Below are 13,775 nucleotides of genomic sequence, written 5' to 3'. Positions count from 1 at the left end.
AACAAAAATAATTATGACTTTTTATCGACGATTTTTTTCTATGATGGTAAAGAATTATCGTTAAAAGGAGCTAAAAAACAGTTAAAATACTGATTTTCAGCAATAAAAAAGGCGAAGCTAAGCTCCGCCTTTTTTCCCCAAATCTTACCATGAACTTAACCTACTTATGCTATGGTCCTCCAAAAGTAAACCAAATGAAGTGGCGTAAAAAAGGTTTTAGATAAACGCCCCAATTATAGGTTAAAATACTTTTGGGATAGTATTCCAGAGAAGAAATTCTGAACAAATGAAATATACACTTGAAGATAATCAGGAATGATCAAGGATTCTTTTAACCCTTTCCTGAAGTATGGGTATCACCTCCTGCTCGAACCACGGATTTTTTGATTGCCAAAACCTATTCCTGGGAGAAGGGTGTGGCAAGGGAAAGTATTTCGGTAAAAATTCGCGATAGCCTTTTACGGTTTCTGTCAAGGTTCCTTTAGCAGTCTTCCCAAGATAATAACCTTGGGAATAGGTCCCAATTAAAATAATAAGTTGCACGTTCGGCATACTTTTCAGTAAGGCGCTGTGCCACAATGGGGCACATTCCGGTCTAGGGGGCAAGTCCCCTCCTTTACCTCTGCCGGGATAGCAAAATCCCATAGGTACCAGTGCTATTTTGCTTTCATCATAAAAAACGGTATCCGTAATATTGAGCCATTTCCTCAACTGCCGACCGCTAGGGTCATCCCAAGGTATTCCAGTTTGGTGTACCTTGATACCCGGTGCTTGGCCAATGATAATAAGCTTGGCATCGGGATGCGCTGCAACCACAGGTCTAGGTCCCAACGGTAAATGGGACTTACATACCTGGCAACTTCTTATTTCAGATAATAGTTCTTCCATTATTTTTTGCCTGCCACCACAATAACGATCTCTCCTTTGGGTGGATGGTCCGTATAATGCTGCAAAACCTCCTTCACCGTACCCCTTATGGTCTCCTCATACATTTTTGACAACTCCCGCGAAACGGATACCAATCTATCCGGTCCAAAATAAGTTTCAAAGTGTAACAAGGTCTTTGCCAATTTATGGGGCGATTCGTAAAAAATAATTGTTCTAGGCTCTTCGGCCAATAAGGTCAATCTGGTTTGCCTCCCCTTTTTAACGGGCAAGAAACCCTCAAAAACAAATTTATCGTTCGGCAGTCCGCTATTTACCAGAGCAGGCACAAAAGCGGTAGCACCGGGCAGGCAGTCCACTTCTATCTTATTTTCCACACAGGCACGGGTAAGCAAAAAACCGGGATCTGAAATGGCAGGAGTGCCCGCATCCGATATCAATGCGAGATTTTCTCCAGACTGCAAGCGCCTTACAATACCTTCCACCGTTTTGTGCTCATTGTGCATATGGTGACTTTGCATAGGGGTATCGATGTTGTAATGGTGCAATAATTTTCCACTGGTACGGGTATCCTCGGCCAAAATAAGATCCACTTCCTTTAGCACCCTGATAGCGCGCAATGTAATATCTTCCAAATTACCTATAGGAGTAGGTACAATATATAATTTCCCCATTAATTCTATTAAACACCGGCTTTGTGAACAACGGCTGGTGGCAAGTGACAAAAGTACTGAAAATCCATATTAACGATTTCCATTATTGTCCCTAAAAATTCTTACGCAAATTTACGGGCAATTACGTTCATAAACCGCTGTTCATATTCTTCCTTTCCTTCCCAATTATTATAGTCCGGCTTTACCATGTTTGTAATGAAGGAAATAGATCTCTCTTCACTGTCAATGGTGCTCAACTGGGACAAAACCCTGTTGTAATCTTCCATATTATTATTGAAGAGATGCTTTACAAATGCCAAGCGATCGTTCAAATCCACTTTCAATACCTTTTTAGCACTATTTTCCACAGGTTGGGCGGTGCCTACCGCTTTCACTGTTTTCACCTCCTTGGGCGTAAATAGATCCTTATCATTTTTGATAAGATCCGGTTTGTTGGTAAATTGGGATAATACCTCATCGATAGTGGTGGCTCCGGGCATCTCCGAGACCATATCCTTTATGGTATCTATACCTGGAATAATTATATCCTCCTTATGCGGGTTACTTTCTGGTACCGAAGAATTTGCATTCAGCACGGAGTTGGCCATGGTTTCAAATTTTGCCGCAATGGCATTCTTGGAGACATCTATCTCTACCTCATTCAATTGTTCCTCAATATATTTAAGGACCGCCAACTTTTCATATAATTCCTTGGCCGTATCATATAAGGCCGAGTAATCGCTTAAGTTTCTCGAAGTTATTATTTCAGTTGATAATTTTCTCAATTCCTCTTTTAGTCTCTTTTTCATCTGAATATATTTTAAAATTAGTAGGGCCCCGATTGGGACAACAATATAGCAATTCCTTACAGGTAATAAATGGATGGTTAAAAAACGAGTAATCAAGATTACCAACTTCTACCAACATTTATACCAGAAGGATTATTTTTTTTATAATTTTATGCCTCCTAATAAAAAACGGAAAACAAATTACTTTCGTCTAAAATTACAAAATGTTTCTCGAAAATACTGTTAACCCTAAAGAACAATTCGGTTGGATCGAAGTAATCTGCGGTTCCATGTTCTCTGGTAAGACCGAGGAACTGATCCGAAGGTTGAAAAGGGCCAAATTTGCCAAACAAAAAGTGGAAATTTTCAAGCCCATGGTGGACAAAAGATACCATGAGGAGATGGTAGTCTCACACGATGCCAATGAAATAAGATCTACACCTGTACCTGCAGCGGCCAATATTCGACTTTTGGCGGATGACTGTGATGTAGTAGGGATTGATGAAGCCCAATTCTTCGATGACGAAATTATTACCGTATGCAATGATCTGGCCAACAAGGGGATAAGAGTAGTGGTAGCCGGATTGGACATGGATTTCAAAGGCAATCCGTTTGGGCCTATGCCGGCTTTAATGGCCACAGCCGAATATGTCACAAAAGTTCATGCCATTTGCACTCGCACCGGTAACCTTGCCAATTATAGTTTTAGAAAGGCCAATAACACTAAAATGGTTTTTCTTGGAGAAACCGAAGAATATGAACCCCTTAGTAGGGCTGCATACTACAAAGCTATGTTAAAAGAAAAAGTGAGTGCCTTGGAAGTTACTTCGGAGGAAGTAGTGCCTCCTCAAAAAACATCGAATGACTAAGGTCGGAGAAACCGTTCTGGAAATTGACCTCAGGTCCCTGGAGCACAATTATCACTATTTAAGAACCAAGATAAATCAGGACACCAAATTCCTTGGAGTGGTAAAGGCCTTTGCCTATGGAAGCGATTCAATTGCCATTGCCAAAAAATTGGAATCCCTTGGTGCAGATTACCTGGCCGTAGCCTATACTTCGGAAGGGATAGCTTTAAGAAATGCAGGAATTGAATTACCTATCCTAGTACTTCACGCGCAAGAGGTAAGTTTTACCAAAATGATAGAAAATTGTTTGGAGCCCAGTCTATATTCAAAATCCATTTTCTCCTCCTTTTTAAAAATTGCCAAAGAGTTGGGCCAAAGGGACTACCCCGTACATTTAAAATTCAACACCGGTCTTAACAGATTGGGACTAGGGGAGAGGGATATGGATTTTATCATAAGGTCGCTGGAAGGAGCAGATCAGGTAAAAATCAGCTCCCTTTTTTCACATTTGGCCGCTTCCGAGGATATCAATGAAAAAGATTTTACATGCTCCCAGATTAGCCAATTCGAAAAAATAAGTTCCGCAATAATTTCTAAATTAAAGTACAGCCCCACTAGGCACATGTTGAATACCTCTGGAATAATTAATTACCCTGAAGCACAGTACGACATGGTAAGAAGCGGTATTGGACTTTATGGGTATGGAAACGAGGCCTCAGAAGATGAAAAGTTAATTCCTGTTGCCACTCTTAAAACAATAATATCTCAAATCCACAAGATTGCACCCCATGAAAGTGTTGGCTATAACAGGGCATTTATTTCCAATACTTCCAAGGTTACCGCAACATTACCCCTAGGCCATGCGGACGGAATAGGCAGACAATATGGTAACCGTATAGGTAAGGTATATATACAGGGAAAACCCGCTCCAATTATTGGCAATGTTTGTATGGATATGATTATGGTAGATATAACGGGGATTGATTGCAAAGAGGGCGACGAGGTCATTGTTTTTGGCCCGGATCACAGTGCAGAAAACCTAGCATCTTCCGCCAAAACCATCACCTATGAGCTTCTCACCGGTATTTCGCAGCGGGTGAAACGCCTTTACATTGATTAGAATTTAAGGGTTCAGGTTTATACCAGAGGTTAAAACTAGAATTAAAAAGATATGTTCACTGTACCCAACATTTTTATTTAACATTTTGTTAAGACGTCTATTTGGGTTAAATTGCAGATAGTATTAATCAAATAAAACACTAATTATGTTAAAAGAATTTAAGGATTTTATTATGACAGGCAATGTCATTGATTTGGCAGTTGCTGTATTGCTCGCCGGGGCTGCAGGCTTGGTCGTCAGTGGATTTGTCAACGATATCATGATGCCAATTGTAGGCTTTTTTACGGGAGGTGTGGATTTCTCCGACATGCAATATGTTCTTTCCGAAGCTGTCGTCGCCGCGGACGGAACGGTTGAAAAACCAGCAAGTGCCATTCGTTATGGAGCTTGGATCAATTCTATAATCAATTTAATTATTGTTGGTTTTGTTTTATTCTTGATCGTAAAGGCCTACAATAAAACCAAAACCCCACCGGCACCACCAGCACCAAAAGGTCCAAGTCAGGAGGAACTTTTAACACAGATCAGGGATTTACTGAAAAAATAATTTTTTATAAAAGCATTGTGTACTTGGACTTGAGATAGAAGTACAACCGCTACACAACCAACTAACCAACAAAAACCGTCAGCTAGGATTCGCTATCCAAGTTGACGGTTCTTTTATTTTACAAAGTTATTTTTGTAACAATTTGTTATATTTTTAATATATTCCTATTTATGTATTGTTTAATAGCCTATATTCAGTACATTTGCCCACTGAAATTTTAATCATAATAGTAATGAAAGTAGCTGTAGTTGGTGCAACGGGAATGGTCGGGGAGGTAATGCTAAAAGTATTGGCAGAACGTAATTTTCCAGTAACGGAATTATTGGTAGTGGCCTCGGAAAGATCTGTAGGTAAAAAGTTAAGCTTCCAAGACAAGGAGTATACCTTAATTGGGCTGGAAACTGCGGTTGCCGCCAAACCGGACATTGCCATTTTTTCAGCCGGAGGGGATACTTCCTTGGAATGGGCGCCAAAATTTGCCGCTGTAGGTACCACGGTAATAGACAATTCCTCAGCCTGGCGTATGGATCCCACCAAAAAACTGGTGGTTCCGGAAATAAACGCCTCCGAATTGACCAAAGAAGATAAGATTATAGCAAATCCAAACTGTTCCACAATACAGATGGTATTGGCACTTTCCCCCCTTCATAAAAAATACAAGATGAAAAGGGTGGTCGTCTCTACTTACCAATCGGTTTCCGGAACCGGGGTAAAAGCAGTACGGCAATTGGAAAACGAAATTGCAGGAATACAAGGGGAAATGGCGTATCCTTATCCCATTGGGAAAAATGCATTGCCCCATTGCGATGTATTCCTGGATAATGGATATACCAAGGAAGAAATGAAATTGGCCAGGGAGCCTCAAAAAATATTCAACGACAGAACATTTTCCGTAACTGCTACGGCTGTTCGTATCCCAACGGCCGGAGGTCATTCAGAGTCGGTCAACGTTGAATTTGAAAACGATTTTGACCTTTCGGAAGTAAGAAGGTTGTTGAGCGAAACACCAGGAATCGTTGTCCAGGACAATACCGATACCAATACCTACCCTATGCCCATATATGCACATGGAAAGGATGATGTATTTGTAGGCCGTATTAGAAGGGACGAAACACAGGCCAATACCTTGAACATGTGGATCGTTGCGGATAACTTAAGAAAGGGTGCAGCCACCAATGCGGTACAAATTGCCGAGTATTTGGTCCAAAACCAACTAGTTTAATAGAATCCATATACCAAAACCCTTCAATCCCTAAAGGGTAAATGAAGATGTTAAAACCTTTGCAACTACCATTTGCAAAGGTTTTTTTATGCTATTTTTGGTTTCTGAACGGCCTTAAATGAAAACATTCATATTGATCCCACTGGCTGGAATACTGATGCTAGCCTGTGAACCTGCCCAAAAAAAAGATACTGTCATTTTGAAATATCCAAACACAAAAAAAACCGATTCAGTAGATACCTATTTCGGAACAAAAGTACCGGACCCATTCCGTTGGTTGGAAGACGACCGAAGCCCCGAAACAGAAAATTGGGTCCAATTACAAAACGAGACCACTTTTAACTATTTGGACAAAATTCCCTATAGAAGAGAACTAAAAAAACGTTTGGAGCAATTATGGAATTTTGAAAAGTTGGGATCTCCGTTCAAAGAAGGCGATTACATCTATTTTTTTAAGAACGATGGTTTACAAAATCAGAGTGTATTGTACCGTAAAAAAGGAGATGAGGGACAGGTAGAAGTTTTTCTGGATCCGAATACCTTTTCCGAAGATGCCACCACCTCCTTGGCGGGTATAAATTTTTCAAAGGATGGTTCCATAGCTGCCTACTCCATATCCGAGGGTGGAAGTGATTGGCGAAAAGTAATTGTCATCAATGCGGAAGACAAGTCCATTGTTGAGGACACCCTAGTTGACATTAAGTTTAGTGGTGTTTCCTGGAAGGGAAACGAAGGCTTCTTTTACTCCAGTTATGACAAACCCAAAGGAAGTGAACTATCTGCCAAAACCGACCAACATAAACTTTACTATCACAAACTTGGGACTCCCCAAAAGAGCGATGAGGTGGTCTTTGGCGGTATTTTATCGGAAAAACATAGATATGTTGGAGGTTACGTTACCGAAGACAATAGGTATCTAATAATTTCGGCCGCTGTTTCTACTTCTGGGAACAAATTGTTCATAAAAGACTTGACGCAACCGGAGAGCCAACTGAGGACCATATTGGATTCTACGGATAGTGATAGCCATATCATAGACAATGTGGGATCCAAATTATTCATATTGACCAATAGAAACGCGCCCAATAAAAAAGTAGTAACCGTGGAAGCAGATAATCCAACACCTGAAAATTGGAAGGATCTAATTCCAGAAACACAAAATGTTCTTTCTGTGGGCACTGGTGGAGGTTATTTCTTTGCAGAGTACATGGTAGATGCCATTTCAAAAGTATATCAATACGATGACCAAGGCACAATGATACGTGAAATTGCACTTCCAGGACTAGGAAGTGCCGGTGGTTTTGGAGGAAAAAAGAAGGCAACCGATCTTTATTTCACCTTTACCAATTACAATAGCCCGGAAACCATTTATAAATTGGATATAAAAACCGGTAATTACACCGTTTATTGGAAACCTGAAATAGACTTCAACCCAGAGGACTATGTATCCACACAAGTATTTTACCCTTCCAAGGACGGAACTAAGATACCAATGATGATTATCCATAAAAAAGGATTGCGGTTAAATAGCCAAAATCCTACCATTTTATATGGTTACGGGGGCTTTAACATAAGCCTTACGCCGACTTTTAGTGTTATAAATGCCGTGTGGATGGAGCAAGGCGGCATCTATGCTGTGCCCAACCTAAGAGGTGGAGGTGAATATGGCAAACAATGGCATGATGCCGGTATTAAAACCCGTAAACAGAACGTCTTTAACGATTTTATTGCTGCCGCCGAATATTTAATAGCCGAAAAATATACATCATCGGACTATTTGGCCATTAAGGGAGGTTCCAATGGTGGGCTCTTAGTGGGTGCCACCATGACCCAAAGACCAGATTTAATGAAGGTGGCCCTTCCCGCTGTAGGCGTTCTGGATATGCTACGGTATCACACATTTACCGCTGGTGCCGGCTGGGCTTATGATTATGGGACAGCTGAAGACAACTTGGAAATGTTTAATTATCTGAAAGGCTATTCCCCTCTGCACAATGTTCGGAAAGGGGTAGCATATCCGGCTACCTTGATTACCACGGGCGATCATGATGACAGGGTGGTACCAGCCCATAGTTTTAAGTTCGCTGCGGAACTGCAGGATAAGCAGACAGGGGACAACCCTACCCTAATACGAATAGAAGTAAATGCCGGCCATGGTGCAGGCACTCCTATTAGCAAGACCATTGAGCAAAATGTGGATATTTTTGGATTTACCTTGTTCAATATGGGCTTTAGAGAACTCCCGAACAAGGGAGTTTTAAAAGATTTTAAGGATTAGTTTAAAAAAAATCGATAATTTTGTTCTAGAGTCCGTTTCTTTTAGAAATGGACTTTTTTTATACCCTCTAAGTGCATTTATAGTTTTAGCCCATGTTACAAGTCAATTCCCTTTCGTTTGCCTATGATAAAAAACCGATACTTACCAATATCAGTTTTAAGGTAGGTAAGGGAGAACATATTTCCATTGTAGGTGAAAGCGGTTGTGGTAAAAGCACCTTGCTCAAAATTATTTACGGTCTTTTGCAGCCCCTGCAAGGCAACATATTCTGGGGAGAAAAGCAGGTGATGGGCCCCGATTTTAATTTAGTACCCGGGGAATCCTTCATGAAATACCTTTCCCAAGATTTTGATTTAATGCCCTTCACCACCGTGGCTGAAAACGTAAGTCAGTTTTTATCTGTTTTTTATCCAGAAGAATTAAAGGCAAGAACCACTGAATTATTGGAAATGATAGACATGGTCCCCTTTGCAAAGGTCAAGGTAAAAAACCTGAGTGGAGGGCAACAGCAAAGGGTTGCTTTGGCCAGGGTTTTGGCGCAAAAACCTGAATTACTTTTGTTGGACGAACCCTTCGGGCATATTGACAATTTTAGAAAAAATCAACTTAGAAGAAATCTCTTTGAATATTTAAATAAAGAGGGGATTAGCTGTATCACCGCTACCCATGACCACCAAGACATTTTGCCCTATGCCAAAAGAATCATAGTAATCAAGGATCAGACAATAATGGCGAATGCCAATACCCGAGATCTGTATAACAACCCGAAAAATATTTATACCGCCAGTTTGTTCGGGGAAGCCAACCTAATACCCATAAATATAATAAAATCTTATGGAGATTTGGAGCGAAAAATCATTGTATACGCCCATGAATTTAGGGTCTCAAATAAATCTGGAATTCCAACCATTGTTGAAAGATGCTATTTTATGGGCAGTCATTTTTTAATTGAAGCCATATCAGGAGCGCAAAGAATACGGTTCAATTCCGAAGAAGCGCTAACCATCGGTAAAAAGGTATTCCTAAATATTGCCTTGGAAACCATTAGCCAACGTCTAAAACCATAACATACCATTGAATAGGGAAGGAATCATACAGGAACTAACATTTAAAGCAGTGCGGAGCAGTGGTGCCGGAGGACAACATGTAAACAAGGTTTCCTCCAAAGTGGAACTGACCTTTGATCTGGAAAATTCCAATTCCCTGACCGAAACGGAAAAAAACAGACTTCTCAAAAAACTGTCGTCCAAACTGAGTAAGGAAAACATTCTTTTAATGCAATGTGAGGAAACCCGTAGTCAGCATAAAAACAAGGAACTGGTCATCAAAAAATTCCTGGAAACCCTCGAAACCAACCTGGTAGTTCCAAAAAGACGAAGAAAGACCAAACCCAGCAGATCGGCCATCGAAAAACGATTAAAAGGCAAAAAAAAAGCGGCCCTAAAAAAAATAAACAGGAGCAAACCCAAGCTGGATTAGTCCCCGGGTAACAACCTAATGCTACCCCTCCCCAAAAACAGCTACGGCCCGGACAGGGGATCCGGTACCGCCCCTGATTTTCAAAGGCAAACCTATAAATCTAAAGCGCCCTCGACCAATCAGGAGCTGCAAATTGATCATATTTTCATAATGCGTAAAGCCCATTTGTCCGCAAATATGATGTACCTCTTTATTGGATACCCCTGGAATACCAGGAGACATCATTTCCACGCCAAATGCAGAAATGCCATGCTCTCCCAACCAACGTACCGCAGAAGCACTTAGTCCCGGACCACGGCCCCAGTTGGCACTTCCATAAGTTCGTCTATAATGATCGGTATAGATCAAAACCGTATCACCTTTTTTTATTTCCGTGTTGCCTTTGGAACAAGCCGATAGCAAATCTGCCGGTTCTATTAATTGCATTAGGCCCTTATGGGACAAGTCCAAACAAATTCCCTCCGTATAGAACATAGTGAGCGGCATGGTGTCTATGGACTGCCCCCTAAATTCACGTGCCATATGGCTAAGGGAATCCACGTGGGTGCCAGTATGTTCGCTCATATCCAACTTGTAGACACTTGGGGATACCGTGTTGGCATCGGTAATCCCGTCCCATTGTTCATGGGAAGCATACATCTCCATCTTAACCTCGGGAAGGCTCTTATACACCGCCATTCCAGAAAATATTTCCTGACTTAGATCAATAATTTCAACCATAATGAGAAAATAATACTTTTAAAACCAAATACTTCCCTCTGCAGCTCCAGCAACTACCCGAGCTGCTGTATTACCATTTGCCTAGTATTAAAAACAACCATATCGCCCACAGTTTTCCCCAATAACAATTTCCCTATGGGGGTATTTGGTGCAATGGCAAAATAGGACACCCCATTTATCTTCAACTCCCCCGCACTTATCCCTATATAATAATTTTGTTGATCGGTAAACACCACACTGCCCAATCCCACTTTTGACAAACTCGCTTGTAGCGGTATCTTTTTAAACAACTCCTGCAACAATTGTGCTTCCGCCAGTTGATTGCCCAACTTTTCGCGTTCCAATTGAATCATAGCCCTTCCCGTTTCATGCTTATCCCCGGCACTACTTTTGGTCTCGGAGGTCAAAGCTTCCTGTAGGGAATCGATGTTGCTATTGATACGCTCCAACCTCTTCCCTATAAATACTTTACAAAACGCATATAATTGTTGTTTTACCGAAGAATCCATTCAGAATAAAATTTTTTAAATTACGGCGGATTTTAGCCCATTGAAACTTTAAAACTACTTCATCAAATTAGCCAATTCCTTACCAACCAAACTACCAATGGCAATTCCCATCCCTCCCATTCGCACCCCGCAATATACATTTTTGCCCAATTGCTTTACAATAGGCTTCTTTTGTTTGCCCATTCCCATAATACCGCTCCATCTTAGGTCTATGTCAAAGGAGGTATTGGGCAAAATGACTTTATGTAGTATATGCTCCAGCCTATTCTGGATCAGGGCGGTCTCGCCAAAGGAGCTAGTTTCCTCACCCTTAAAATCGAGATTTCTCCCCCCTCCCAATAAAATTCGATTGTCTATATTCCTAAAATAATAATACCCTTCCTCCAAATGAAAAGTTCCTTTAATATTCAGGTTGTTTATAGGTTTGGTAATCAGTACCTGAGCTCGGGCCGGGCGTACCGTTTCCCCAATTAATTGGGAGGCAAAACCATTGGTTGCAATGAATAGTTTGTGGGTCTTAAATTCGAAATGATCGGTTTTAACAGCAACGTGATCCATATTCTCTACATAGCCTTCCACCCCAATGGCATTTAAGACCGTAACACCCAAATTCTGCACTTTATCCAGTAAAGCCTTCATCATTTTACCGGTGTTGATCTGCCCTTCAAACGGGTTTGTGATATAATACTTCTGGATCCCCTCAAAATTAAAACTATTGGGATGTACTTGAAAAGAGTCTGTCTTAAATACCGGATTCAATAATGAATTCACCCATTCCAAATTGCCCAGGCAATCTTCAAATAGCTCCTCCTGTTCCTGGAAATAAACTTCATGCCCTCCGTGGTTCTGATAATCTATTTGTTCATCACCAAGGTTCTCCCTAAGTAACTGTATCCCCTCCAAGCGCTTTTGCACCAATTGCCGGACTTCCTCCTCCGAATGCATTTTTAAATCCGATAAAACCTCCGAAATACTGCCAAAACAGGCAAATCCAGCATTTTTAGTACTGGCTCCTTGTGGCAGCAGTCCTCTTTCCAAGACTAAAATCTTAGCTTTAGGGAATTGCTCCTTTAAATACACAGCACAATTAAGCCCCACTATTCCGCTGCCTATAATAGTGTAGTCTATATTGGACAACCAAGTTTTATATTCCCAATAACTTAGGTTCATATAGGGTAGGTGCATTTATGATCAAGGTAACAAAAGTGCGATAAAGGTATTATTAATTTAGATACGAATAATTAATGGTGAAGGGTCCATTCAATAATCCTTTAAACTAAAAAAGCGGATTAAACTGTTGGTTGCCCCCCAGTTTAATCCGCCTCTTCCAAGAAATAATTGTGTTGTTAAAAGCTTATTATTCCGCCGGTTGTGGTGCCATTACAAAGTCTTCCATAAACTTTGTGGTATAATTCCCGGCCAAGTAGTCCGGGTGATCCATGAGCTGTCTATGGAATGGAATGGTGGTCTTAATTCCTTCTATTACAAACTCATCCAGCGCACGCTTCATCTTATTGATGGCCTCCTCCCTGGTTTGGGCCGTGGTAATCAACTTTGCAATCATGGAATCATAATTGGGCGGTATGGTATATCCACTATAAACATGTGTATCCAATCTAATCCCGTGTCCCCCTGGAGTGTGCAGGGTGGTAATCTTTCCTGGAGAAGGTCTAAATCCGTTATACGGATCCTCGGCATTTATTCTACATTCAATGGAGTGAAGTTTTGGAAGATAATTTTTCCCTGAGATGGGGACTCCACCTGCCACCAAAATTTGTTCCCTAATAAGGTCATAATCTATTACCTGTTCTGTTATGGGATGTTCTACCTGTATCCTGGTATTCATTTCCATAAAATAGAAATTCCGGTGTTTGTCCACTAAGAATTCTATGGTGCCAGCTCCTTCGTACTTAATATATTCTGCTGCTTTTACAGCCGCTTTCCCCATATCGTCCCTCAGCTTATCCGTCATAAAGGGGGAAGGAGTCTCTTCCGTTAATTTTTGATGACGACGCTGTATGGAACAGTCCCTTTCCGAAAGGTGGCAAGCCTTTCCATACTGGTCCCCTACAATCTGAATTTCTATATGACGTGGTTCCTCGATCAACTTTTCCATATACATTCCACCATTGCCAAAGGCCGCTGTAGCTTCCTTTACGGCACTGTCAAAAAGATCCTCCATCTTCTCTTCGGACATTACGGCACGCATTCCCTTACCTCCACCACCAGCAGTAGCTTTGATCATAACGGGATATCCCATCTTTTTAGCTACCTTTTTGGCATCGGCTACATCTTTAAGCAGACCATCAGAACCTGGTACACAAGGTACACCAGCCTTCTTCATGGTTTCCTTTGCCGTGGCCTTATCTCCCATCTTGTCTATGTGATCACCTGTAGCTCCAATAAATTTGATATCGTGCTCAGCACATATTCTGGAAAATTTGGAGTTCTCCGAAAGAAAACCATATCCCGGATGAATAGCATCTGCATTGGTAATTTCTGCCGCAGCTATAATATTGGGAATCTTCAAATAAGATTCACTACTTGGGGCAGGACCAATACAAACCGCCTCATCCGCAAAACGAACATGCAGGCTCTCTTCATCGGCCTTAGAATATACCGCAACCGTTTTAATACCCATTTCCTTACAGGTCCTAATAATCCGTAGCGCTATTTCCCCCCTATTTGCAATAAGTATTTTTTTAAACATCTTTTGAAATTTTAAA

Annotated in this window: 14 protein-coding genes; 7 read left to right on the top strand and 7 right to left on the bottom strand. The window is 41.1% G+C overall.

Annotated elements, in window-relative coordinates:
• Positions 1 to 309: 309 nt before the first annotated feature.
• From QSE00_RS01515 to QSE00_RS01505, 3 genes are all read right to left on the bottom strand, one after another.
• Positions 310 to 888 (bottom strand): uracil-DNA glycosylase family protein, encoded by a 579-nt coding sequence (locus QSE00_RS01515; RefSeq protein WP_286104622.1) that lies wholly within the window; start codon positions 886 to 888, stop codon positions 310 to 312.
• The gene (gene rsmI / locus QSE00_RS01510; RefSeq protein ID WP_110354325.1) at positions 888 to 1,559 is read right to left on the bottom strand and encodes a 16S rRNA (cytidine(1402)-2'-O)-methyltransferase; all 672 of its coding nucleotides are present in this window, start codon (positions 1,557 to 1,559) and stop codon (positions 888 to 890) included. Before rsmI ends, QSE00_RS01515 begins: the two co-directional genes overlap by 1 nt.
• A 101-nt stretch (positions 1,560 to 1,660) precedes the next feature.
• A complete protein-coding gene (locus tag QSE00_RS01505) occupies positions 1,661 to 2,347 on the bottom strand; it encodes a hypothetical protein (protein ID WP_110354324.1) in 687 nt (228 codons plus the stop codon).
• Positions 2,348 to 2,550: 203 nt separating this feature from the next.
• On the opposite strand from QSE00_RS01505, the gene QSE00_RS01500 reads away from it, so the two are divergent.
• The 7 genes from QSE00_RS01500 to arfB all read left to right on the top strand — a co-directional run bounded on the left by QSE00_RS01500 (position 2,551) and on the right by arfB (position 9,820).
• Positions 2,551 to 3,195, top strand: coding sequence for a thymidine kinase (locus QSE00_RS01500; RefSeq protein WP_286104621.1), 645 nt, complete (start codon positions 2,551 to 2,553; stop codon positions 3,193 to 3,195).
• Positions 3,188 to 4,294, top strand: a complete 1,107-nt coding sequence (alr, locus tag QSE00_RS01495) for an alanine racemase (RefSeq protein WP_286104620.1) — start codon at positions 3,188 to 3,190, stop codon at positions 4,292 to 4,294. The genes QSE00_RS01500 and alr overlap by 8 nt, the downstream gene beginning before the upstream one ends.
• Before the next feature lie 145 nt (positions 4,295 to 4,439).
• Positions 4,440 to 4,841 (top strand): large conductance mechanosensitive channel protein MscL, encoded by a 402-nt coding sequence (gene mscL / locus QSE00_RS01490; RefSeq protein ID WP_110354321.1) that lies wholly within the window; start codon positions 4,440 to 4,442, stop codon positions 4,839 to 4,841.
• A gap of 232 nt (positions 4,842 to 5,073) precedes the next feature.
• On the top strand, positions 5,074 to 6,063 hold the full coding sequence (locus QSE00_RS01485; protein ID WP_110354320.1) for an aspartate-semialdehyde dehydrogenase: 990 nt from the start codon (positions 5,074 to 5,076) through the stop codon (positions 6,061 to 6,063).
• A 118-nt stretch (positions 6,064 to 6,181) separates the two neighbouring features.
• Complete coding sequence (locus QSE00_RS01480; protein WP_286104619.1) at positions 6,182 to 8,341, top strand: prolyl oligopeptidase family serine peptidase; 2,160 nt, start codon at positions 6,182 to 6,184, stop codon at positions 8,339 to 8,341.
• A 92-nt stretch (positions 8,342 to 8,433) separates the two neighbouring features.
• On the top strand, positions 8,434 to 9,408 hold the full coding sequence (locus QSE00_RS01475) for an ABC transporter ATP-binding protein (RefSeq protein WP_110354318.1): 975 nt from the start codon (positions 8,434 to 8,436) through the stop codon (positions 9,406 to 9,408).
• Between the two features lie 7 nt (positions 9,409 to 9,415).
• On the top strand, positions 9,416 to 9,820 hold the full coding sequence (gene arfB, locus QSE00_RS01470) for an alternative ribosome rescue aminoacyl-tRNA hydrolase ArfB (RefSeq protein ID WP_286104617.1): 405 nt from the start codon (positions 9,416 to 9,418) through the stop codon (positions 9,818 to 9,820).
• Between the two features lie 21 nt (positions 9,821 to 9,841).
• On the opposite strand, the gene QSE00_RS01465 is transcribed toward arfB, so the two are convergent.
• The 4 genes from QSE00_RS01465 to accC form a co-directional block, all read right to left on the bottom strand.
• Complete coding sequence (locus QSE00_RS01465; RefSeq protein WP_110354316.1) at positions 9,842 to 10,540, bottom strand: cyclase family protein; 699 nt, start codon at positions 10,538 to 10,540, stop codon at positions 9,842 to 9,844.
• A gap of 53 nt (positions 10,541 to 10,593) precedes the next feature.
• Entirely contained in the window at positions 10,594 to 11,049 is a 456-nt protein-coding gene (locus QSE00_RS01460; protein WP_110354315.1) for a 3-oxoacyl-ACP synthase, read from the bottom strand.
• Positions 11,050 to 11,103: 54 nt separating this feature from the next.
• On the bottom strand, positions 11,104 to 12,219 hold the full coding sequence (locus tag QSE00_RS01455; RefSeq protein WP_110354314.1) for an NAD(P)/FAD-dependent oxidoreductase: 1,116 nt from the start codon (positions 12,217 to 12,219) through the stop codon (positions 11,104 to 11,106).
• A gap of 187 nt (positions 12,220 to 12,406) precedes the next feature.
• Complete coding sequence (accC, locus tag QSE00_RS01450; protein WP_110354313.1) at positions 12,407 to 13,759, bottom strand: acetyl-CoA carboxylase biotin carboxylase subunit; 1,353 nt, start codon at positions 13,757 to 13,759, stop codon at positions 12,407 to 12,409.
• Between the last annotated feature and the right edge of the window lie 16 nt (positions 13,760 to 13,775).

This window comes from Arenibacter flavimaris, from assembly GCF_030291335.1.
In the GTDB taxonomy this organism is placed as follows: Bacteria; Bacteroidota; Bacteroidia; order Flavobacteriales; family Flavobacteriaceae; genus Arenibacter.
The sequence above is the reverse complement of the archived record's forward strand: the minus strand, read 5'-3'. Positions and strand labels throughout refer to the sequence as shown.